Source organism: Shinella sp. 1A1 (assembly GCF_055379515.1).
Map to the genome: position 1 here is coordinate 1,133,023 of NZ_AP039672.1, position 22,743 is coordinate 1,155,765.

20 protein-coding genes are annotated in these 22,743 nt (G+C 67.5%); 11 read left to right on the plus strand and 9 right to left on the minus strand.

Going from position 1 to position 22,743, the window contains the following annotated elements; translation table 11 throughout:
• Window positions 1–5: 5 nt before the first annotated feature.
• Genes ACZ48C_RS22040 through ACZ48C_RS22055 form a run of 4 tightly spaced genes read right to left on the minus strand, consistent with a single transcriptional unit; the run spans window position 6 to window position 4,230 of the window.
• On the minus strand, window positions 6–1,034 hold the full coding sequence (locus ACZ48C_RS22040; RefSeq protein WP_464782973.1) for an acyltransferase family protein: 1,029 nt from the start codon (window positions 1,032–1,034) through the stop codon (window positions 6–8).
• A complete protein-coding gene (locus ACZ48C_RS22045; protein WP_464782974.1) occupies window positions 1,031–2,290 on the minus strand; it encodes an O-antigen ligase family protein in 1,260 nt (419 codons plus the stop codon). Before ACZ48C_RS22045 ends, ACZ48C_RS22040 begins: the two co-directional genes overlap by 4 nt.
• A gap of 15 nt (window positions 2,291–2,305) precedes the next feature.
• Complete coding sequence (locus tag ACZ48C_RS22050; RefSeq protein ID WP_464782975.1) at window positions 2,306–3,538, minus strand: polysaccharide biosynthesis/export family protein; 1,233 nt, start codon at window positions 3,536–3,538, stop codon at window positions 2,306–2,308.
• Window positions 3,539–3,552: 14 nt separating this feature from the next.
• Complete coding sequence (locus tag ACZ48C_RS22055; RefSeq protein WP_464782976.1) at window positions 3,553–4,230, minus strand: sugar transferase; 678 nt, start codon at window positions 4,228–4,230, stop codon at window positions 3,553–3,555.
• Between the two features lie 699 nt (window positions 4,231–4,929).
• On the opposite strand from ACZ48C_RS22055, the gene ACZ48C_RS22060 reads away from it, so the two are divergent.
• Complete coding sequence (locus ACZ48C_RS22060; protein WP_464782977.1) at window positions 4,930–5,223, plus strand: exopolysaccharide production repressor protein; 294 nt, start codon at window positions 4,930–4,932, stop codon at window positions 5,221–5,223.
• Between the two features lie 82 nt (window positions 5,224–5,305).
• Window positions 5,306–6,292: a glycosyltransferase family 2 protein gene (locus ACZ48C_RS22065; protein ID WP_464782978.1), complete on the plus strand. Its 987-nt coding sequence runs from the start codon at window positions 5,306–5,308 to the stop codon at window positions 6,290–6,292.
• Window positions 6,293–6,399: 107 nt separating this feature from the next.
• Here the strand turns inward: ACZ48C_RS22065 and ACZ48C_RS22070 are convergent, their stop codons facing one another.
• Together ACZ48C_RS22070 and ACZ48C_RS22075 are read right to left on the minus strand one after the other, a co-directional pair.
• Window positions 6,400–7,326: a polysaccharide pyruvyl transferase family protein gene (locus tag ACZ48C_RS22070; protein ID WP_464782979.1), complete on the minus strand. Its 927-nt coding sequence runs from the start codon at window positions 7,324–7,326 to the stop codon at window positions 6,400–6,402.
• Between the two features lie 17 nt (window positions 7,327–7,343).
• Window positions 7,344–8,303: a glycosyltransferase family 2 protein gene (locus ACZ48C_RS22075; RefSeq protein WP_464782980.1), complete on the minus strand. Its 960-nt coding sequence runs from the start codon at window positions 8,301–8,303 to the stop codon at window positions 7,344–7,346.
• Window positions 8,304–8,425: 122 nt separating this feature from the next.
• On the opposite strand from ACZ48C_RS22075, the gene ACZ48C_RS22080 reads away from it, so the two are divergent.
• From ACZ48C_RS22080 to ACZ48C_RS22120, 9 genes are all read left to right on the plus strand, one after another.
• Window positions 8,426–9,904: a lipopolysaccharide biosynthesis protein gene (locus ACZ48C_RS22080; RefSeq protein WP_464782981.1), complete on the plus strand. Its 1,479-nt coding sequence runs from the start codon at window positions 8,426–8,428 to the stop codon at window positions 9,902–9,904.
• A gap of 361 nt (window positions 9,905–10,265) precedes the next feature.
• Complete coding sequence (locus ACZ48C_RS22085; RefSeq protein WP_464782982.1) at window positions 10,266–11,396, plus strand: acyltransferase family protein; 1,131 nt, start codon at window positions 10,266–10,268, stop codon at window positions 11,394–11,396.
• A gap of 2 nt (window positions 11,397–11,398) precedes the next feature.
• Complete coding sequence (gene exoK / locus ACZ48C_RS22090) at window positions 11,399–12,184, plus strand: endo-1,3-1,4-beta-glycanase ExoK (protein ID WP_464782983.1); 786 nt, start codon at window positions 11,399–11,401, stop codon at window positions 12,182–12,184.
• A gap of 13 nt (window positions 12,185–12,197) precedes the next feature.
• On the plus strand, window positions 12,198–13,400 hold the full coding sequence (locus ACZ48C_RS22095) for a glycosyltransferase family protein (RefSeq protein ID WP_464782984.1): 1,203 nt from the start codon (window positions 12,198–12,200) through the stop codon (window positions 13,398–13,400).
• Window positions 13,390–14,388, plus strand: coding sequence for a glycosyltransferase family 2 protein (locus ACZ48C_RS22100; RefSeq protein ID WP_464782985.1), 999 nt, complete (start codon window positions 13,390–13,392; stop codon window positions 14,386–14,388). Before ACZ48C_RS22095 ends, ACZ48C_RS22100 begins: the two co-directional genes overlap by 11 nt.
• Window positions 14,385–15,308: a glycosyltransferase family 2 protein gene (locus tag ACZ48C_RS22105; protein ID WP_464782986.1), complete on the plus strand. Its 924-nt coding sequence runs from the start codon at window positions 14,385–14,387 to the stop codon at window positions 15,306–15,308. The genes ACZ48C_RS22100 and ACZ48C_RS22105 overlap by 4 nt, the downstream gene beginning before the upstream one ends.
• A complete protein-coding gene (locus ACZ48C_RS22110; protein WP_464782987.1) occupies window positions 15,305–16,285 on the plus strand; it encodes a glycosyltransferase family 2 protein in 981 nt (326 codons plus the stop codon). Before ACZ48C_RS22105 ends, ACZ48C_RS22110 begins: the two co-directional genes overlap by 4 nt.
• 4 nt (window positions 16,286–16,289) lie before the next feature.
• The gene (locus ACZ48C_RS22115) at window positions 16,290–17,195 is read left to right on the plus strand and encodes a UTP--glucose-1-phosphate uridylyltransferase (protein WP_454632867.1); all 906 of its coding nucleotides are present in this window, start codon (window positions 16,290–16,292) and stop codon (window positions 17,193–17,195) included.
• A gap of 85 nt (window positions 17,196–17,280) precedes the next feature.
• Window positions 17,281–19,623: a polysaccharide biosynthesis tyrosine autokinase gene (locus tag ACZ48C_RS22120; RefSeq protein WP_464782988.1), complete on the plus strand. Its 2,343-nt coding sequence runs from the start codon at window positions 17,281–17,283 to the stop codon at window positions 19,621–19,623.
• 10 nt (window positions 19,624–19,633) lie between these two features.
• Here ACZ48C_RS22120 and ACZ48C_RS22125 read toward each other — a convergent pair whose 3' ends face one another.
• The 3 genes from ACZ48C_RS22125 to ACZ48C_RS22135 are packed head-to-tail and all read right to left on the minus strand — an operon-like array spanning window position 19,634 to window position 22,676.
• Entirely contained in the window at window positions 19,634–20,416 is a 783-nt protein-coding gene (locus tag ACZ48C_RS22125; protein ID WP_119255173.1) for an ABC transporter permease, read from the minus strand.
• A 2-nt stretch (window positions 20,417–20,418) separates the two neighbouring features.
• Window positions 20,419–21,597, minus strand: a complete 1,179-nt coding sequence (locus ACZ48C_RS22130; protein WP_464782989.1) for an ABC transporter permease — start codon at window positions 21,595–21,597, stop codon at window positions 20,419–20,421.
• Complete coding sequence (locus ACZ48C_RS22135; RefSeq protein WP_119255175.1) at window positions 21,594–22,676, minus strand: ABC transporter ATP-binding protein; 1,083 nt, start codon at window positions 22,674–22,676, stop codon at window positions 21,594–21,596. Before ACZ48C_RS22135 ends, ACZ48C_RS22130 begins: the two co-directional genes overlap by 4 nt.
• Between the last annotated feature and the right edge of the window lie 67 nt (window positions 22,677–22,743).

Sequence of the window (22,743 nt, forward strand, 5' to 3'; positions counted from 1 at the left end):
ACGCGTCACGACGGCGTTTCGAGGGATGCGGGCACGGGCCGGGGCGCAGGCTTCGCCCGCAGGAGCGGCCGCTCGACCAGACGGTAGGCGCAGATGCCGGCGGCGACGCCGGCGCAAGCCGACAGAAGGAGGACGAACGATGGCGGGAGGGCGGCCTTCGCCCCGATCTTCGCGACGACCGAGATCGCGAAGGTGTGCCAGAGATAGATCGAATAGGACGCATCGCCGAGCATGGCGGGGACGGTGAACCGCGCTATGCCGCCATGCCTGTCGAGCGCCGCCGTGCCGCAGACCAGCATGCAGGCGAGCGGACCGCAGGTCCATTCGTCGAAGGGCAGCCGGAAGAGGCCGATGACTGCGAAACCCGCAAGGCCGAGGCCGATCAGCCCAAGCGCCGCGGTTCGGCCCGGCACGCGCCCGGCAAGCCACAGCCGCCCGATCAGCATGCCGGCCACGAATTCCAGGATGATGGGCCGCGTATAGGTGACGAAGAACGGCGCGTCGCTATCGACCGCGAGGCCAAGCGCCACCAGCAGGCAGAAGCCCGTCGCCATGACGGGAAGCCGCAGCCGCGCCGGCAGGAGGAGGCAGGCGGCGAAGGCGGCGTAGAAGAACATCTCGTAATTGAGCGTCCAGCCCTGCACGAGCACCGGCCAGATCTCGCCGCTGCTCGGCGAGCGGGCCGGCACGAAGAACAGCGATGCGGCGACATGCCCGGCCGTCAGCACCAGATTGGGAAAGAGCCCGGCCAGCGCGCCGGCCACCATGACGCCCGTCGCCAGCCAGTAGACCGGCACGATCCGCCGGATGCGGTCGGCGAGGAAGCGGCCCGCCGTCACCGGCCGCCGCTCGACGATCACCCACATGATGAAGCCGCTGATGACGAAGAAGACATCCACCCCCGCCGCGCCGATGGCGAAGGCATGGCCGCTGCGCTCGGCGGCATGGAAGAGGACGACGGCGAGCGCCGCGAGGGCGCGAAGATACTGGATGCCGTAGAGCATTCCCCGGCCCTTGGCCGGCCCGGCGCTCATGCGGGCACCGCATGGTGGCGGGGCGCCAGCGGCCAGGCCGCCCTTCTCCACCGGCCGTCGGCCAGCTTGCCGGCCGAGAAATAGAGGAGGAAGGAGCCGACGTGGTACGGATTGAGGACGTCGATCTCCACGAAGGTGCGCACCGCGAGCAGCGCGGCGACGGTGAAGAGCACCAATGCCTCGCCGTCCCGCGCCGCCGAGAGGAGCCGGCCGAGATGGCCGGCAAGCGTGATGACGAGCACCATGGTCAGGAGGCAGCAGCCGATCAGGCCCGTTTCCACCGTGGCGGCGATGAAGGTGTTGTGGAAATGGAAGCCGCTGCGGGTGGAGATGAAGAAGTCCGCCCACAGCCGCTCCGCCTCGGCGAAGCCCTGCACCCAGAACGCCTGGTAGCCGATACCGGCGAAGGGCGCGCCGCCCGCCGCCACGATGCCCTGCTGCCAGAGATAGGTTCGCCCCGTCAGCGTCGCATCCTTGCCGAAGGCGCCGAGGATCATCGCATAGCCGCCGCCATAGATGGCGGCAAGGCCGGTGAGTACGATAAGGACGGCGAGCGCCGTGAACAGCATCTTGCGGTGGAAGGGCGCCAGCATTTCGAGCGCCCTGAGCGAGAGGCAGAGGCCGGCGACGGCGGCGGTCGTCAGCACGGAGGTCGCCGATTGCGAGGCCTTCAGGCAATAGAGCGCGATGAGCACGGCGCCGACAGCGACAAGCTTCCAGACGCCGCGCTCCACCCCGAGGAAGAGCGCGGCAAAGGCGAAGAGCACGGCGAGCGAGGCGTAGAAGCCGAGCTGATTCTTGGAGGCGAAGGCGCCGACGAAGCTGTAGGTGCCGTCGAGCGGATCGAGATGGTAGACGCCGAAGAGAAGCGAGAAGACGAGCACCAGCCCGGTGCCGACCAGCCCGCCGCGCACCAGGATGCGCGTATCGACGACGCGCATGGCGATCAGCGCGCAGATCACATGGGAAAGGTACTGCACCGCCGCGCGGGCGGTGACGCCCGGCGCCTGCGACCAGAAGACCGACAGGCAGGCGAAGAGCGCGAAGGCGAAGATCCAGAGATAATGCCGGTAATTGCCGAGCACGCGCCTGTAGTCCACCGCGACGAGCGGCAGCCACAGGGCGTAATAGGCAAGGATCGAGGCCTGGCCGAAGCGGAAGGAATAGGCGAAGACGAAGAAGGAGAGCGCCACGGCGACGACGCCATAGGCCTCGTTGCCGGCAGGTCCGATCAGCCGCGCCTTGGCGATCCGCATCGAAGCCTCCCCCTTTTACTGGGTCGCGGGGAGGTTGACGTCCACCTTGACGACGTCGCCCGGCAGGACCGGCGTCGTCTCGGTGGCGCGGATATCTTCGGCCTTGCCCTTGACCGTGCGCAGGATCGAATAGCCGATGTTGGCGGCCGAAAGCCCGCCCTTCAAGGAAGCCGCATCGGAGGACTGCATCAGCGCCTCGGACATGAGGTCGCGGCTGGTGCCGAGCTTCAGCGCCAGCGTGTCGAGTTCCTGCTCGGTGTTCTGCAGCTCCTGCGCCAGCTGGGCGTCCCAGTCGTTCTGGAGGTTCGTCTCGTCCTGCCCGGCCTTGTTGATATCCTGCCGCGCCTTCAGTGTGGCCGTGTCGATGTCGAGCAGAGCCGCCTGGAGATCGGCCGTGCGCTGTTCGAGCGCAAGGCGGCGGGAACTGATGGCAAGGCCCTTCTCGGCCAGCGCATCCATCTTGGAAAGGTCGCCGTGGACGAGCTCGAGCTGGCGGGTCTGGGTCTCGGATTTCTTGCCGAGCGAGCCGATCTCATTGTCGAGCAGCGACTTGAGGTCGGCGAGCGCGGTGAGTTGCAGGCGCAGCCGTTTTTCCCGCGAGGTCATCAACGCCTTCTCGCTCTCCATGATCGGGCGCGCCTCCTCGGATTTCTCGAGTTCCTTCGGCATCTCGATGTCCTTGGCCCCGCTCATCTCGGCGACGATGCGCGCCCGGCGGATGAGCAGGCGATTGCGTTCGGCGACGTAGACGGCGGCCTCGCCTTCCGAGCGCAGGAAATCGCGGGCAAAACGCTGGCCGGGATCGGCCCGGCGCAATCCGCCGCCGAAGCTGACGGCCTTGAGCACCGTCAGCCCCGGCGCATAGGGATAGGCCCCCGGCGTCTGCACCTCGCCGGAGAGATAGACCGGCCGGTATTCGGCGATCTCCACGGAGGCGGAGGGCAGGTCCTTGAGGCCGAAGAGCACCTGCATCTTCTTGCCGATCTCGACGGAAAGCTCGGCGGCGGTGCGCCCGTCCGCCTGCAATTGCCCGATGAAGGGCAGGGACAGCGCACCGTCCGCGCCGATGCTGTAGTCGCCGCTTACGGCGCTCCAGTCGCGGATCGCGCCCTCAGCGGTCTGCCATTCGGCGACGCGGATGCGCAGCTTGTCCATCACGCCGAGCCGGTATTCCTCCGCCGAGGCGGCGGAGGCGAGCAGCAGTGCGACAGTGAAGGCGGCCGATACCGTCTTGGTGATCGTCTTCATGAAGACCCCTCTCTTCAATAGCTGCCGCGCGACAGGCACACGGCCGGAATGGTGCGCGCGACGATGACGAGGTCGGAGGTGAGCGACCAGTTGCGGACATAGTGCGTGTCGAAGGCGACACGGGCGGCATAGGAGACGTCGTTGCGGCCGCTGACCTGCCAGAGGCCGGTGAGGCCGGGGCGGCTGCGCAGATAGTAGACGGCGGATGCCTCGTAGAGCTCCAACTCGTCCTCCACCACCGGGCGCGGGCCGACGATGCTCATCTCGCCCCTGAGGATGTTGATGAGCTGCGGCAGTTCGTCGAGGCTGAGCTTGCGCAGCACCGAGCCGACCACGGTGACGCGCGGATCGTCCTGGAGCTTGCGCGTCTCGCGCCACTCCTCCTGCGCCTGCGGGTTCTCGTCCAGATAGCGCTGGAGAAGGGCATCGCCGTTCTCCGCCATGGTACGGAACTTCAGGCAACGGAAGGTCGATCCGTTGTAGCCGATGCGGCGATGGCCGTAGAAGACCCTGCCGCCGTCGGAATATTTCACAAGCGCCATGATCAGCACGAAGATCGGGCTGAGCAGGACAAGGGCGGCGAGCGCCACCAGAATGTCAAAACTGCGTTTCGATATCCCCCCTACCGGCGGCGCGCCGGTTGCGATCGAACTGAAAAACGGCGAACTGGCCGATCTGCTCGCGGACTTCATAGAGATGGCTCCATTGGATTTGCGATATGGTCGGGTCCCTCGGACGCGTTCCGACATCCAATGCCGAGTGTATGGTCACAGTTTGTTTTTCGAAGCGTGATCGGCTGAATTGTTTGCCCATCCCTGGCATTTAAGAAATTCTTAATATCCGGAAATCTCTCGGATGAAAGTATCCGCCAAGTAACGGATCGCGCCTTTCGAAAAGAAATCCCCTGAACCGCCGGCGGTTTTGTGTTTGGCCGCTCGCCGATCACTTCTTTTGAACGGCAAGCCATGACCCGATTTACGTATCTATACGGGACCCCGCCGCCAACGCGCGGCCGGGATAGGCATGGATACCTGAAAACAGGGCATTATTTTGCAGTGCAATATTATCTTGCGCTGCACATTTTTTCCATGCAGGATCGCTCATATTGTAACAAAGTGTGATCGGGCCATTCTGGAGCCGCAACCCATCGGCTGCGGCCGCGAAAGGCGCACTCGCCCATACGGCGCATTTTCAGACATCGGTGACGAAATCGCGGCAAGAAGGAGGCCGACGCGATTCTCCCGGCGGCCACAACCGGCTTAACGGAAGCGCAACACAAATGGACAAGGACCGGAACAGCCCTGCGGCGCACTGGTTAATCCTGATGATTGCACGGCCCCGTGCCGCACCCTATAGTCCTGAGCGAGCCTGAAGGAGAAGGCGACCCACCGATGAAACCTGCGCCCGAAACGAAATGGCGGGAGAGCCCGGCCTACGCGCCGCGTTTCTTCCTGAGCATGGCGATCGCGCTCGTCGTCTTCGCCGTGATCAGCTATGCCAGCACGGGCTCCATCGCCACCACCGCGCTGCGCACCGTGGTCTGCGGCGTTCTCATCCAGGTCGGCTATTTCCTCGCCACGCTCTTTCTGGTGCGCCGCGCCGCGCGGGCCCGCCAGGCGGATATCGACAAGGCCAAACCCAAGGTCTCCGTCTCGATGAACGAGCCCGGCCACTCCAAGCCCTGACCGCCGTATCCGGCAGGCCGTTTTTGTGCCCCCTTTACCTTTCATGCTGCATTGCAGCGCAAACGCATGAAAGAGGTATGCCGTGATCCAGGATGAGAAGGTCTGCGTCATCATCGCCGCCAAGAATGCGGAAAAGACGATCGGCCGGGCCGTGCGCTCGGCGCTCTCTGAGCCCGAAGTCGACGAGGTCGTGGTGGTGGACGACGGCTCGGACGACCGCACCATGGCGGCCGCGGCCGCCGCCGACGACACGACCCGGCGGCTCGACATCATCCGCTTCCGCGCCAATCGCGGACCGTCCGCCGCGCGCAACCACGCCATCGCCGTTTCCCGCGCGCCGCTGATCGCCATCCTCGACGCGGACGACTTCTTCTTCCCCGGCCGCTTCCGGCGCATGCTCGCCTGCCCGGACTGGGACTTCATCGCCGACAACATCGCCTTCATGCAGGAGGCCGACACGGCCCCGCAGCCGGAGGACTTTCCGCCGCATCCGCGCCGGCTCGATCTGAGGGACTTCATCCTCGGCAACATCTCGCGCCGCGGCGCCCCGCGCGGCGAGCTCGGCTTCCTGAAACCCGTCATGCGCCGCGCCTTCCTCGACGCCCACGACCTGCGCTACCGCGAGGACATGCGGCTCGGCGAGGATTACGAGCTCTATGTGCGGGCGCTCCTTGCCGGCGCGCGCTATACCGTCATCGAAAGCTGCGGCTACGGCGCGGTGGTGCGCGCCGATTCACTGAGCGGGCAGCACCGGACGAAGGACCTCGCCGCGCTGCACGAGGCCGAGCGCACGATCCTCGCGGCCGGCAACGTGCCCTCGGAAGCAGCCGAAGCCATGCGCCGCCACTGCCGCCAGGTCGGCCAGCGCCACGCGCTGCGCCATTTCCTAGACCGCAAGCGCGAGGGCGGCGCAGGCGCGGCGCTGGCCTATGCCGCCGCGAACCCCACCGCCCTACCCGCCATCGCCGGCGGCATCCTGCGCGACAAGCTGGACGCGGCGCGGAGGCGGATGCGCACGGAACCGGCGCCACAGGAGGGATTGCGCTATCTGCTGCCCGCAGGGCGGTAATCCGCCCTGCTCTATGAAGGAAACCCGCGCCGTTCTGCCTCCTTCTCCCCGCAAGCGGGGAGAAGGAGATGGGGCGAGGTCGTGCCTCAAGGGCCCCGTCTTATTCCTCAGAGATAGTCCCGCCGCACGCCTTCCAGCACCGCATAAAGCCGCGCCTTCCGTTCCGAAAGACGCGCATCCGTGCTGAGCTGCGGCTCCGCCCGGCTCGCCTGCCACAGAGCCAGCGTCGAGGGCGCGGCGAGGACCTGCTTGGCGGCGCTGCGCAGGCCGGAGCGGGGCGCGGCCTGCGCGACGGCGACTGCACCGCGGCCTGCGGCCTGCTCCGCACCCTCGTAATCGACGCCCCAGAAGCGGGCGCCCTTGATGATGGCCTCGGCGCGGGTGGAGATCGGGATGCGCCGGGCGGTCGGGTCGACGCCGACCGTCGTGGCCCAGTCGCGCCACTTGAAGCCGTTGATATTGGCCGAGGTGCTGACTGCCACCCAGGGCACGCGGAAGGCATCGGCGAGGATCGCGCCGTGCATGGATTCGGCGATGATCAGCTCGCAGGCGGCGATCTCGCCGATCACGTCCTTCGCCTCGCCGCGCGGGTCGATATAGTGAATGCCCGCCGTCGCGCAGACGACCGGCCACAGCCCGGCCACCGCCGATTCCCAATGGGGCACGAAAGCGCATTTATGCCGCTTCGGCTGGTTCGCGAATTCCGGCATGTCGGCGACCAGCACCGCCGGATCGACGATGCCAAGCTCCTCCGGCACGCCGACCTTTCCGGCGGTCAGCGGGCCGCGCACGCAGCGCACGTCCCAGACATCCCGGTCGCGCATATCCGGCAGCGTGCCGTAGCCGAAGCCGCTGCCGAGCACGAGCTTGCGGCCCTCCTTCGGCAGGAGCGCGCTGTTCAGCACCGTGCCGACGCCGACGAGCAGCACGTCCTCATGCGCCTCGCGGAAACCCGGCAAAAGGAAATCCCAGAGCCAGAGATTGAGATCGTCACCGAAATTGCCGTGCTGCGATTCCCAGTAATAGGGCTTCATCCAAACCTCCTGTCAGTTCAGCGGGAGAACTTGCCGACGGCAAGCCCGAGGACGCTGGCGAGGATGCGCGGATCGCGCATCGCCCAGCGGGCCAGCATGTCGAATTGCGGCAGCTTGCGGTGCCTGACGCGCCGCGCCTGGCTCCAGAGCGCCTGCTGGCGCGCCGTCTGCTTGTAGGAGCGCAGCGAGGCGACCTCGGCCGGTCGCTCGGCGAAGCGGCTCTCCAGCCGGTCGAGCGCCACCCAGGTATTGAATTGCTGGCGCAGGAACTGCGGCGAATCGTTGTCGACGCCGTGGAAGATGTTGATCCCCTCCCCGCGCACCGCGCCCGCCGACCCGCTCAACACTACCCGCCGCGCGGCGAGCACGCAGTCGCAGAAGAACAGCACGTCCTCGGCCGCAAGCCTCAGCGCCGCGTCGAAGCGCACCCGCTCGAAGACCGGCCGGGCGATGACCATGGCGGACAGGTGCAGGAAGCTCCAGTTCTTCAGCATGACCTGCGTGAGGTCGGGAATCTCGATCAGCAGCGGATCGTCGTTGAGACGTACCGTCGCCTCCGTCTTTTCGAGATCCTCGACGCCGAAATGATAGTAGAAGGCGTCGCCCCCGGTGATCGAGGCGAAATAGCAATCGGCGGAAAAATGCGTCATCGCGGCATGGGCGACGGCGAGGTGATCGGGCGCCCAGGTATCGTCCGAATCGAGGAAGGCGACGAAGTCGCTCGCCGCCGGAACGTGGTCCAGCCCGGTGTTGCGCGCGCCGCCCGGCCCGGCATTCTCCTGGCGTATGACGCGCACGCGCGCCTGCTCCGCCTCGCAAAAGTCGATCAGATCGCCATCGGGCGGATAGGGGGATTCGTCGTCGACGACAATGACGTCGAAGTCGTTGAATCCCTGAGCAAAAACGGACGTGAGCGCACGCCTCAGGATGCCCGGCTCCTTCTGGTAGAAGGGGATGATAACTGTCAGCTTCGCCATCTTTTCGTCCCTGTGGTTTCTCTAGAAAGAGGTTCGTCTGGTCTCCTCCCACCGGGGCGCGGCCGTTTCCGGCGCAGGCTTTTCGTCTCGTCTAGGCTCCTTTTGTGAAGCGGAATCCACCCATGTCCCAGTCCGTCAACGCGAAGTCGGTAACGCGAAACGTCGGCTGGAGCGTCCTATCCAAGACAAGCACATTCGGGCTTAAATTTGTCACCGTGCCCATTCTCGCCCGGCTCCTGACGCCCGAAGAGTTCGGCGCGGTGGCCGTCGCGCTCGCCGTCGTGCAGTTCCTCGCCATGATCGGCGGGGCGGGTCTCGCCTCCGCCCTCATCCTCGAACCGAGGGAGGAACGGGAGACGATCCACTCGGTTTTCTGGGCCAATCTCGGCTTCGCCTGCCTGATGGCGGCGGGGCTCTATGTCTTCGCCGAACCGCTCGCCGGCTGGTTCGGCGCGGCGGATGCGGCCTGGCTGCTCCGGATCATGTGCCTGCTCATTCCGCTCCAGCTTGCCGGCGACGTCGCCTATGCGCTGGTCGCCCGGCGCATGCAGTTCAGCCGCGACGCGCTGTGGAGCATGATCTCCGAATCGCTCGCCGCCATTGCGGCGGTCATCCTCGCCATCGCCGGCTTCGGCGTCTTCGCGCTGGTCGCCCAACTCTTCGTCGCCGGGGTCATCCGGCTTGCCGGTCTCTTCTTCGTCTCACGCTACCTGCCGCGCTTTCACTTCCATGCGACGAGCGTCGTGCGGCTGACGCGCTTCAGCCTCGGCCTGATGGGCTCGGAGGTCGCCAATTTCGTCACCTTCCAGTCGCCCATGGTGGTAATCTCGCGCTTCCTCGGCCTTGCCGATGCCGGCGCCTATTCCGCCGCCAACCGCTTTTCCAGCATTCCCAACCAGGTGGTGCTGTCCGGCGTCATGGGCGTGCTCTTTCCCGCCTTCAGCGCGATGATGCACGACCGCGAGCGCCGCTCGCAGGCGCTGATGCTCAGCACGCAGGTGACGACGCTCCTGCTCGCGCCGATGATGTTCGGCCTCTGGGCGCTGGCCGAACCCTCGATGCTGCTGCTCTTCGGCCCGCAATGGGCGGCCGCCTGGCCGGTGCTCGGCCTCCTGGCGCTCTCCAAGGGGCTGCTGACGCCGTGCAGCACCTTCATCCCCTATCTCAAGGGCTCGGGCCATGGCGGGGCGCTCTTCTGGTGGGCGGTCGGCCGCGCGGTGGCGACCACCGCCGCCGTTGCTTACGGTGCCTATGGCGGCACGCTCATCGAGGCGATGGTCGCCCTCTGCCTCGTCAATGCCGTCGTGCTCGTCGGCTATTCGCAGGTGGTGTTCCGGGCGGACGGGACGCCGTTCCTGTCCGGCTTCTATCGCTCGATCCGCCCCATGCTCACCGCCGCGCTGATGGCGCTCGCCGTGCGCTACGCGCTCGACCACTATCTCGCGCCGCATTTCCATCCCGTCCTGCAGGTCGCCATCGGCATCGCACTCGGCGGCGTGATCTATGCGGTCCTCACCCTTCTCACCGAGCGGCCGCTGCTGCGAAAGCTCCTCGACATGGTGCGCCGTCCCCGCGCCTCCGCCGTCGCCAGCCTGCCTTGAGCCTGCCCCATTTCGGGGCCCGCCGGCCGGAATTGCCGCAGTCTCGCAGAGAATCGGCATGGCAAAGGCAAAAAAATTCGGCGACACCTTCACCCATAAATTGCGATTAAATAAGTAGTTTCGAATAGGCTTCAAAGTATTGAAGCGCAGGTCTTCACATTTCCCTCACGCATATGTGAGCGTGTATTTCCACCGGCATGCAATTCCGCGCGATATGCTGCAATGCAACCGGCCATGCGGATGAATTTGCTGCGTCGCCATATTTTCCGCCGCCCCGTCACCCAAACTCCTCTTCACGGGGCTCACGCCTCATTCGCTTGAAAGCCGCCCGCCGGCGGCCCAACAGAGGGGTGACGGAACCGTGCAGATCGACGCGACCGTTTCGGCACGCATCAACATGATGCGCATCGTGCTGATCACCGGGATCATCTTCGTGCATGTTCCCTACGATCCGGCGACGAGCCCCTATACGGGTACGTTCGGCGGGCTCGACTGGCTACGGGTGTTCCTCGCCGACAGCCTCTTCCGCATCGGCGTGCCGTGCCTTTCCGCCATCTCCGGCTACCTGCTCTTCCATCGCGGCATCGAGGCCTTCGATTACCGCCGGACGCTGCGCACCAAGGCATCGACCATCCTCCTGCCCTTCCTCCTCTGGAACACGGCCTTCCTCGCCCTCGTCTATATCGCGCAGTCGCGCGGCATCGGCTTCGGCTACCTGCCCGATGTCGTCAACGCCACGCCGCGCGAGCTGATGAATCTCGGCCTCGCCGTCGAGAGCTGGCCGATCGACATCCCGCTCTATTTCCTGCGTGACCTGCTGCTCTGCCTCGTCCTGTCGCCGCTGATCGCGCTCGCGGTCCTGCGCTATCCGCGCATCGCGCTCGCCCTGATGCTGGCCTATGCGGTGCTGCCGCTGCCGAACGGCATCTTCCTGAAGAAATCCATCCTCTTCGGCTTCAGCTTCGGCGTCGCAATGGCCCTCCACCGCATCGATATCCGCCGCATGGACCGCTTCGCCCTGCCGGTGACGCTCGCCGTGCTGGCGATGGCGCTGGGGCTGTCGGCCGCGCTCTATGCCCATGGCCCGGATTTCCCGGCCTGGCTCGACATGCTGCGCGGCCTTGCGGCCATCGCCGGCATCTTCGGCGCATGGGCCTTCTCGGCGCTGCTCATCCGCACGCGCGCCGGAAAGGCGCTGGCGCGGCTCGGCGGGCTCAGCTTCTGGATCTTCTGCGGCCATTATCCGCTGCTCGTCCTGTTCTGGATGGTCTGGAACCGGCTCGGCATCGCCCACTACCCGCTGTTCTATGCGGCAAGCCCGGCCCTTGCGCTTGCCATCCTCGTTTCCACCCACGCGGCCACGCGGCGCTTTGCGCCGGCGCTGCACGCCATCCTCACCGGCCGCCGCACGGGCCAGCGCAAGCCGCCCGCGGCCGGACGACACCCGCATCCGGAGATGGAGCCAGCCGGTTCCATCGCCCAAAGGAGGTGACCATGACCGTTTCCCCGAAGATCACCCTCACGGCACCTGCCCTTCTCGTAGCGCTTGCCGCCGCAAGCCCCCTGTCCGCCCAGGACGGTGCGAACGGCACGTCCTTCGTCGAGGAATTCGACCAGCTCGACACGTCCCGCTGGTACGTCTCCGACGGCTGGAACAACGGCGCGCACCAGAACTGCACGTGGTCGAAGGATTCCGTGAAGGTGGAGGGCGGCAAGCTCGCGCTCTCCTTCGACGCCAGGCCCGCCGGCGAGCGCCAATATACCTGCGGCGAGATTCAGACCCTGAAACGCTACGGCTACGGCGCCTATGAGGTGCGCATGAAGTCGGCGACGGGTTCCGGCCTCAACTCGGCCTTCTTCAGCTATATCGGCCCGACCGACAAGAAACCGCATGACGAGATCGACTTCGAGGTCCTCGGCAAGGATACGTCCCGCGTGCAGGTCAACCAGTATATCGCCGGCAAGGGCGGCAACGAGAAGCTGGTCCCCGTTCCGGGCGGGGCCGACGGCGGCTTCAACGACTATGCCTTCGTCTGGCAGCAGCATCGCCTTGCCTACTATGTGAACGGCACGCTGGTGCAGGAGGTGACGGACGCTGCGAAGCTGCCCACCCATGCGCAGAAAATCTTCCTGTCGCTCTGGGGCACCGACACGCTGTCCGGCTGGATGGGCCGCTTCGCTTTCGCAGGGCCGACGACGATGGAGGTGGAGCGCATCGCCTTCACCGCCGAGGGCGAGCCCTGCCAGTTCGACGGCTCCATCGCCTGCCTCGTGAACTGAGCGGACGGCGCCGATGCTTCAGGTCCTCTATCTCGTCCACGATCTTTCCGATCCCGCCGTGCGCCGGCGGGTGCTGATGCTGCAGGCGGGCGGCGCTTCGGTGACGCTGGCCGGCTTCCACCGCGGCGAGAACCGGCTTGCCGAGGTCGAGGGCGTCACGCCCGTACAGCTGGGCGCGACGAAGGATGGCCGCTTCGGCCAGCGCCTCCTGGCGGTCGCCGGCGCGGCGGCGACGCTTTCCCGCAAGCTCGCCGGCATCCCGAAGCCGGACATCATCCTCGCCCGCAACCTCGAAATGCTGGCGCTGGCGGGCCGCGCCTCGGCCCTGTTCGGTGCCGCTCCCATCGCCTATGAATGCCTCGACATTCACCGCCTGCTTTTGCACGACGGCATGGTCGGGCGGGCCTTGCGGGGGGCGGAGCGCCATTTCAGCCGCGAGGCGGGCCTTGTCGTCACCAGTTCGCCGGCCTTTATCGAGCACTATTTCAAGCCGCTTTCCGGCATCCGCGCCCCCTTCCACCTGCTGGAGAACAAGGTGCTGGAGCTCGAGGGCGAGGCCGGCCTTCCGGTCCGCACGCGCCCCGCGGGAGAACCCTGGCGCATCGGCTGGTTCGGCGCGCTCCGCTGCCGCAAGTCGCTCGATCTCCTCTCCGCCTTCACCCGGCGGATGGAGGGCCGCTTCGAAGTGGTGCTGCGCGGGCGGCCCGCCCATTCCGAATTCGACGATTTCGACGGCCGCGTCGCCCGCGAGCCCTTCATCCGCTTCGAAGGCCCCTACCGCAACCCGGAAGACCTGCCCGCCATCTATGGCGCGGTCGATTTCACCTGGGCCATCGACTTCTTCGAGGAAGGCCGGAACTCGCTGTGGCTGCTGCCGAACCGCCTCTATGAAGGCTGCCGGCACGGGGCGCTGCCCATCGTCCTCGACGGAACCGAGACGGCGCGCCTCGCCCGCGAGCGCGGCATCGGCATTTCGCTTTCCGACGACCGTCCCGAAACCCTCGCCGGCCGCTTCGCCGGCTTCGACGCCGCCACTTACGAGGCGCTGCACGCCGATCTCGCCAGGCTCGGCGCGCGCCCCTGGCTGCTCGACCGCGCCGACTGCGCCGCCTTCGTCCAGCGCCTTGCCGCCCTTCGCCGGCCGGCCGGGCAGGCGGCGGCGTTCAGCCCCCTTCCCTCCCTCGCCGCAAACAAGGTGGATTGCCATGACCGCTGACGCCGCCGCATCCGTGCGTTGCCTGATCGTGATTCCCTGCCTCAACGAGGCGCGTTACCTGGAGCCGCTGGTCCGCCATCTCGAACCCACGCTCTGCGACCTCAACGCGACGCTCGTCGTCGTCGACGGCGGCAGCACGGACGGCACGCGCGACATCGCCCGCCGCCTCGCCGCCACCGTGCCGAACCTGCATGTGCTCGACAATCCGAAGCGCATCCAGAGCGCCGCGATCAATCTCGCCGTCGCCACCTTCGGCGTCGAGCACGACTATCTCATCCGCATCGACGCGCATGGCACCTATCCGCACGACTATTGCCGCGTGCTGGTGGAGGATGCGCTGGAGACCAGGGCGGATTCCGTCGTCGTCGCCATGCAGACCGTCGGCTTCGGCGCCTTCCAGAAGGCGACCGCCTTCGCGCAGAATTCCGTGCTCGGCAATGGCGGGGCCAAGCATCGGGCGGGCGCGGAAAGCCACTGGGCGGACCACGGCCACCATGCGCTGATGCGCATATCCGCCTTCCGCGCCGTCGGCGGCTATGACGAGACCTTCACCGCCAACGAGGACGCCGAATACGACTACCGGCTCCACCAGGCCGGCTATCGCGTCTGGATGACCGCGCGCACCAGCATGGTCTATTACCCGCGCTCAAGCGCCCTGCCGCTCTTCCGGCAATATTTCGGCTATGGCCGCGGCCGGGCGCGCAACCTCCTCAAGCACCGCGCACGCCCCGGCCTGCGCCAGCTCCTGCCGCTGATGGTCGCCCCGGTCGCCGCCGGTGCCTTCCTAGCGGCGATCACCTGGGTCGCCGCCGTGCCCTTCGTGCTCTGGGCCGCAGCCTGCATGGGCTACGGCGCGTGGATGGCGCTCGGCGAGCGCAATCCCTACGGCCCGCTTGCCGCGGTCTCCGCCATGATCATGCATTTCGCCTGGTCGGCCGGCTTCTGGCGCGAGCTGCTCGATATCCGCCAGCGGAGGGCCTTCGCATGACGGCCCCGCTTCGCATCGACATCGCGGTCTGCACCTTCCGCCGCCCGGCGCTGAGCGAGACGCTCGCCTCGCTCTCGAAGCTGATCGTTCCGGCCGGCGTGCGCCTCGGCGTCATCGTCGCCGACAACGACATGGAGCCGAGCGCCCGTCCCCGCGTCGAGGCCGCCGTGCCGCTGCTGCCGACGGATATCGTCTATGTGCATTGCCCGGCCGGCAACATCTCCATCGCCCGCAATGCCTGCCTCGACCATACGGACGCCGATTTCATCGCCTTCGTCGACGACGACGAGACAGTGGACCCGCTCTGGCTCGACCGGCTGCTCGCGGCGGCGGAAAGAAGCCGCGCCGACGTGGTGCTCGGCCCGGTGCGCGCGCTGTACGGGCCGGATACACCCGGCTGGATGCGCAGCGGCGACTTCCACGCCACGCGTCCCGTCTGGGTGAACGGCGAAATCCGCACCGGCTATACCTGCAACGTGCTGATGCGCCTTGCCGCCCCCTCCATCGCCGGCCGCCGCTTCGACCTCGCGCTCGGGCGGAGCGGCGGCGAGGACACCGAATTCTTCACCGCCGTCCACGCGGCCGGCGGCCGCATCGCCTTTGCCGAGGATGCCTGGGTGGAGGAGCCGGTTCCCGCCGCCCGCGCCCGCTTCTCCTGGCTCGCCCGGCGCCGGCTGCGCATGGGCCAGACCCATGGACGGCTGCTCGCCGCGCGGCATGAGGGCGCCGCCCGGTTGAGCGCTGCCGGCCTTGCCGCCGCGAAATGCACGGCCTGCCTTGCCGGCGCCACGGCCTTCGCCCTCTCGCCCGTGCGCCGCAACCGCTTCCTGCTGCGCGGCCTTCTCCATGCCGGCGCGGTCGGCGGGCTTTTCGGCACCCGCGCCATCGAGCCCTATGGCAAGCTGGAGACGGCGCCATGACGGAACCCGACGTCAGCATCGTCATCGCCGCCTACAACGCGGCCGACACCATCCAGCGCGCCACCCGCAGCGCGCTGGCGCAGGAGGGCGTGACGGTGGAGGTGATCGTCGCCGACGATTGCTCGGCCGACACGACGCGCGAGGCCGTCGCCGCGCTCGGCGCGCCGGCCGTGCGGCTCGTTGCGCTCGACAGCAACAAGGGCCCCGGCGGCGCGCGCAATGCCGGCTTTGCCGCCGCCCGCGGCCGCTGGATCGCCGTGCTCGATTCCGACGACACGATGCGGCCCGACCGCCTTCGCCGCATGATCGACGCGGCCGAAAGGCAGGACGCCGTCGCGGCGGTTGACAATCTCGACGTGCTGCATGGCGACGGCCGGATCACGCGCATGTTCCCTCACGACCTTCTCGCCGCATCGCCACTCCTGACGCTGCCGGCCTTCATCGATTCCAACCGGATTTTCCGCGCCACACACAATTTCGGCTACATGAAGCCGGTCTTCCATCGCGCCTTCCTCGAAGGCAACCATCTCGCCTATGACGAGGCGCTGAGGATCGGCGAGGACTACCTGCTGCTCGCCGCCGTGCTCGCCGCCGGCGGGCGTTGCGCGGTCGTGCCCGAGGCGGGCTATCTCTACCATATCCGCGAGACCTCGATCTCCCGCGTGCTGCATCTCCACCATGTCGAGGCGATGCTTGCGGGCGACCGGCGGTTCCTCGCCCGCTTCCCGCTGCAGGGCGAGGCCATGGCGGCGCAGCGCCGCCGCACGCGCAGCCTTGAAGAGGCCCGCGCCTTCCTCTCCCTCGTCCGCCATCTCAAGAACCGCTCGCTCGGGCCCGCCCTCAAGGTGGCGCTCGGCGATCCCGTCGCGCTCCGGCATCTTTCCATGCCGATCGCCGCCCGGTGGCGCCGCCTGACGGCGTCCCCGGCTTCCCATGCGGCGGCCGCATCCGGCCAGCCGCTCAAGAACAAAGGATAATTCCATGGTGCGAACCAAGACCGTCCGCAAGGCCGTCATCCCCGTCGCCGGCAACGGAACCCGCTTCCTGCCCGCCACCAAGGCCATGCCCAAGGAAATGCTGACCATCGTCGACCGGCCCGTCGTGCAATATGCCCTCGACGAGGCGCGCGAGGCCGGCATCGAGCATGTCGTCTTCGTCACCAGCCGCAACAAGCAGGTCATCGAGGACCATTTCGACGATACGCCGGAACTCGTCGCCTCGCTGGAGAAATCCGGCAAGGACGACAAGGTGAGCGAACTCAGCGAGTTGCTCCCGGCTGCCGGCTCGGTAAGCTTCACGCGCCAGCAGGCGCCGCTCGGCCTCGGCCATGCCGTCTGGTGCGCCCGCGACCTCATCGGCGACGAGCCCTTCGCGCTGCTCCTGCCGGACATGATCTCCTTCGGCACGCGCGGCTGCATGGCGGGCCTGATGGAGCTCTATGATGAAGTCGGCGGCAATGTCGTCGGCGTCGAGCAATGCGCGCCGGAGGAGGCGTCGCAATACGGCATCGTCGGCAAGGGCGCGGCCGTGCGCCACGGCTTTGCCGTCACCCATATGGTGGAGAAGCCGAAGGCGGGCGAAGCCCCGTCCAACCTTTTCCTCAACGGCCGCTACATCCTCCAGCCGGAAGTCTTCGGCCATCTCGCCCGCCAGAAGCGCGGCGCGGGCAACGAGATCCAGCTCACCGACAGCATGCTGAAGCTCTCCGAGACGCAGCCCTTCCACGCCCATCCCTATGAGGGACGGACCTACGATTGCGGCTCGAAGCACGGCTTCATCGAGGCCAATGTCGCCTTCGCGCTCGCCCGCCCGGATATCGGCGCGGCCGTCTACGAATCCCTGCGCGACATGGTCTTGTCGCACGAGGGCCGGATTCGCGCGGCATAATCCCGTGGCTCCGGGCCGGTTCCGGTCCGGGGCCGCATCCGGGGAGGAAAGCTTTTCATTGCGCCGAAAGGCAGAACGGAGCCCCATGCATCAACGCACCGTACCGCACAGCAGCATCCTGCGACGGGAACCGGACCCTTCCGATTCCTTCATCGACCTCAACCGCCTGCTGGCGATCCTCGTCCGCCGGGCCCGGCTGATCGGGCTTTCGGTGGCGCTCGCCGTCGCGCTCGGCGTCGCCTATCTCCTGTTCGCGACGCCCGTCTATACCTCGCAGACGCAGATCCTGCTCGACGAGGACCTGTCGCGCTATGCCGAGGAGAGCGAGCCCTCGCCGCAGAGCAGCCAGCAGATCGACATGCGCATATCGAGCGCCGCCGAGATCCTGAAATCCGGCCGGCTGGCGCTGCGCGTCGTCGATGACCTGAAGCTTTCCGACAACGAGACCATTCTCAACCCGCCGCAATCGCCCGTCGCCATGGTCAAGGGCTGGGCGAAGGCGCTGACATCCTCCGGCCCGGACGTCCCGGAAGAGGCGCTGGCGAACGGGCGGCGCGAGAAGGCCGCCGCCACGTTGCAGCAATCCCTGACGGTGGAGCGCGCCGGCCGCAGCGCCGTGCTCGCCGTCTCCTTCCGCTCGACCGACCCGCAGCTCGCCGCCGCGATCACCAAACGCTATGCCGAAGCCTTCTTCGAAGACCAGCTCAGCGCCAATTTCACCGCGACGGAGCAGGCCTCGACATGGCTGCAGGAGCGCCTCACCGATATCCAGGCCCGCGCGCAGGACGCCGCGCTGGAAGTCGAGCGCTACCGCAGCGAAAATGGCCTCACCACGGCGCGCGGCGAACTGATGTCCGAGCAGCAGCTCGCCGACCTCAACAGCCAGCTCATCCTGGCGCAGGCGGATGCCGCAAGCGCCTCGGCGCGCTATGCCCAGTTCAAGGCCATCGTCGAGCAGGGACCGGACAAGGCCGTCGACAACGCCTCGATCCCGACACAGCAGGCGGGCGGCTCGGTGCTTCAGGAGCTGCGCGAGCGCTACAATTCCGTCGTCAAGCGCGCGCAGGACATCACGCAGAATTTCGGCGCGGACCATCCGCAGGCGGCAGCCCTCAGGGCCGAGAAGGAAGACCTTGCCGGGCAGATCTACCGCGAGCTCCAGCAGCTCACCGCCAGCTACCGCAACGAATACGAGGTCGCCCGCTCGCGGGAAACGTCGCTGCGCGAGAACATCGACAAGGTCGCCGGCAGCAATGCCGTGGCCAACCGCTCTTCCGTGCGCCTGCGCGAGCTGGAGCAGAAGGCGACGGCCCTCAAGGCGCTTTCCGAATCCTATCTCAGCCGCTTCGAGCAGGCCTCGCAGAAACAGTCCTTCCCCATCGCCAAGGCGCGGGTGATCTCCGATGCCGGCGTGCCGACCGCGCCGTCGAGCCCGAAGAAGACGCTGGTGCTCGGCCTGTCGCTGGTGCTCGGCCTCATGGCCGGCGGGGCGCTGACCTTCGTGCAGGAGCTGCGCGAGCGCGCCTTCCGGCTGGAGAACGACGTGCGCACGATCCTCGGCCTGAAGCCGCTCGGCTACCTGCCGCTCGTCGGCGGGCAGAAGAAGCGCAAGCCCGCCATGATCGGCGCGAAGGCGGTGAAGGCCGAGCCCGCCCCCGGCGAGGCGGAAGAGGATATACCGCTGGAACGCATGACGCGCATCGTGCTCGACGCGCCACGCTCGGCCTTCGCCGAAACCCTGCGCAACGCCAAGCTGACCAGCGAGACCATGCTGACCGGCCGCGAAAGCCGGGTGATTGGCGTCACCTCGGCGCTGCCCGGCGAGGGCAAGTCGACGGTCGCCACCAATTTCGCCGCGCTTCTCGCCATCAGCGGCAAGCGCACGCTGCTGATCGATGCCGACGTGCGCCGGCCGGGCCTCAGCGCCATGATGAAACCCGCCCCGCAGATCGGCCTCATCGAGGCGGTGAGCGGCGAAATCCCCTGGACGCAGGCGGTCAAGACCGACCGGCGCTCGCAGCTCACCATCCTGCCCATCGCGCTCGGCAAGGACGCAGCCCGCCGCCACGACGGCAACGAGCTGATCAGCTCGCCAGCCATGAAGCAATTGCTGGACGAGGCGCGGCAGGCGTTCGACTACGTGATCGTCGACCTCGCCCCCGTCGGCCCAGTCGTCGACGCCAAGGCCTTCGAGCCGCTGGCGGACGGCTTTCTCTTCGTCGTGGAATGGGGCAAGACGCCGTCGAACCTCGTGCGCGACCTGCTTGCCGCCGAGCACCGCATCGAGGCGAAGACGCTCGGCGTCGTGCTCAACAAGACGGACATGGCCGCCCTTGCCCGCTACAGCGACGCGGGCGCGGCGGAAAAGTACCGCGACCTCTACGACCAGTACTATACCGACAACATGGAGGCCGCCGCCCGCAGATAGGGCGGCGGTTTCACCTGCGCCGCGCCAGCATGGAGCGGGACAGCACCACGGCAAGGCCGATGAGGATCGTCGCGGCGATGAAGAGGAAGGCCGCCGCGGCGATGGCCGGGCTGATATTCTCGCGGATGCTGGAGAACATCTGCCGGGCGAGCGTGCGCTGATTGGGGCCGGCGACGAAGAGCGTCAGCACCACCTCGTCGAGCGAGGTGGCGAAGGCGAGCACCGCGCCCGACAGCACGCCCGGCATGGCGAGCGGCAGCGTCACCCGGCGGAAGACCGTGACCGGCGATGCGCCGAGGCTTTCCGCCGCAAGCTCCACCCGCCCGTCGATGCCGGCAAGCGCCCCGGTGACGCTGACCACCACGAAGGGCACGGCGACGACGGTATGCGCGATGATGACCCCGGCATAGCTGTTGGTGAGGCCGAAGCGGGCGAGCAGCACCTGCATGCCGACGCCGAGCACCACGGCCGGCACGACCATCGGCAAGAGGAAGAGCGTGCGGAAGGTGCCGCGCATGAAGAGCGTCCGGTTGCGCAGGCCGAGCGAGGCCGCCGTGCCGAGCGTCGTGGCGAGCAGCGTCGTGCCCGTGCCGACGATCAGGCTGTTGACGATCGCCCGCTGCCAGGCATCGGCGGTGAAGAGCTCCGTGAACCAGCGCATCGACCAGGCGGGCACCGGATAGGTAAGGATGACGCTCGAGGTGAAGGCGAGCGGCAGGATGGCGACGAGCGGGGCCACCAGGAAGAGGATGGCGAGCGTCGCGAAGGTGAGACGGGCAAGGCGCATCGGCATCGTCAGCGCCTCCCCGGCTCGTCGGCCGAAAGCCGGGCATAGACGGTATAGAGCGCGAGCGTCGCGATGAGCAGCACGACGCCGAGCGCGCCGGCCATGCCCCAGTTGGCCGAGCCCGTGGCGTAGAAGGCGATGATCGAGGAGATCATCTGGTCGCCCGGCCCGCCGATCAGCGCGGGCGTGATGTAGTAACCGATGGCCGAGATGAAGACGAGGAGGCCGCCGGAGGCGACGCCGCGCAGGCTGAGCGGCAGGAGCACGCGCAGGAAGGCGCGCAGCGGCGGCGCGCCGAGCGAGGCGGCCGCCGGCATCAGGTTCTTCGGAATGGTGATCAGCACCGAATAGATCGGCAGCACCATGAAGGGCAGCAGCACATGGGTCATGGCGATGATGACGCCGGTGCGGTTGAAGATCAGCGGCAGCGGCGCGCTCGTGAGCCCGAGCCATTGCAGGAGGTCGTTGATGAGGCCCTTTTCCTGCAGGAGGATGAACCAGGCGGCGGTGCGCACCAGAAGCGAGGTCCACAGCGGCAGCAGCACGGCGGCGAGCATCAGGTCGCGCTTCCAGCCGGTCAGCGAGGCGGCGATGATGGCATAGGGATAGCCGATGCACATGCAGGCGAAGGTGACGAGCGCCGATATCCAGAAGGTGCGAACCAGGATCACCCTGTTGACCGACTGGTCCGGCGGAAGCTGCTCGATATGGCCGTCGGCATTGCGGCCGAGATCGACGGCGGCCAGAAGGTTGCGGTCGGTGAGCGGCGAGAGCGCATCGGCGATGGCGAGCCAGAATTCGGGCTTGCCCCAGCGCTTGTCGACCGAGACGAGATCGGCCGGCGGGCCGGCGGGATCGGCGAGCGCCGCCGTCGTCTTCGACATCAGCGTGCGGAAGCCCGAACGGGCGCTGTTGAGGCGGCGCACCATGTCGCCGAGCGCCTGCTGGTCGTCCACCGCCTTGAGGTCGGCGATCAGCGCCGCCTGCATTTCCGGCGTCGGCGGCGACTTGCGGTCCCAGCCGGCCAGCACCTCGGCGCTCTGCGGCAGGAGGCGCAGCACCGCCGTATCGGAAACCGACTGCGACATCATGCTGAACAGCGGCCAGACGAAGAAGGCGACGAGAAAGGCGACGAGCGGCGCGATCAGCAGGAACGAACGCCCCGCGCGGGCGCGCCCGGCGCTCATGACGCCTGCCCCGGCGGCAGGATGACGCGGCAATCGCCGGCCGAGAAGGCGGCGAAGACCTTGGTGCCGGGCGTGAATTCGCGCGAGCGGCGGCCGAGTTTGGCGATCAGCGGATGGCTGCCGGCGGCAAGCTGCACGCGCAGGTGATCGCCCTGGTAGACGGAATCAGCGACCTCGGTCTCCAGGCAATTGTTCGCCCCGTTCGCCGTTTCGGCAAGGTCGATCCGCTCGGGACGGACGGAGAGGAAGACGGGCTGGCCGGCGGAAACCTCCGCCGGGGCCGCGGCAAGGATTTCCGCGCCGGAACCGAGCCGCACGGCGGCCTCGCCTCCCGCAACGCGCGCGACGACGCCCTCCAGAAGATTAGTTTCGCCGATGAACTCGGCGACGAAGCGGGTGGCCGGCTCGTCATAGACCTGCCGCGGCGTGCCGATCTGCTCGATCCTGCCCTTGTTGAAGACGGCGACCCGGTCCGACATGGTCAGCGCCTCGGACTGGTCATGGGTGACGAAGACGATGGTGAGCCCGAGGCGGCGGTGCAGGTCGCGGATGTCGAGCTGCATCTGCTCGCGCAACTGCTTGTCGAGCGCGCCGAGCGGCTCGTCCATCAGCACGACGCGCGGCTCGAAGACGAGGGCGCGGGCAAGCGCCACGCGCTGCTGCTGGCCGCCGGAAAGCTGGCTCGGCCGGCGCTCGCGCATGGTGGAAAGCTGCACCATGTCGAGGGCGCGGGTCACACGCTCGGCGATCTCGGCCTTGCCCAGCCCGCGCATCTGCAACGGAAAGGCGATGTTCTCGCCGACGGTCATGTGCGGGAAGAGCGCATAGCTCTGGAAGACGACGCCCATGTCGCGCCGATGGGTCGGCACGTCATTGACGGCCTGGCCGTCAACGAGGATCGCGCCGGATGTCGGCTGTTCGAAGCCGGCGAGCATCATCAAAAGCGTCGTCTTGCCCGAGCCGGAAGGGCCCAGCAGGCTGACGAACTCGCCCTTGGCAATGGAAAGGTCGAGATTCTCGACGACGCAGAGCGCGCCGTAGAATTTCGTTATGCGGTCGAAGCGGATGAATTCGGCCAACGGGTGCTCCCTCGCGCGTGCGGCGTCCGGGGGCACGGAAAGCCGCCCCCCCGGAATTGCAGCAGAC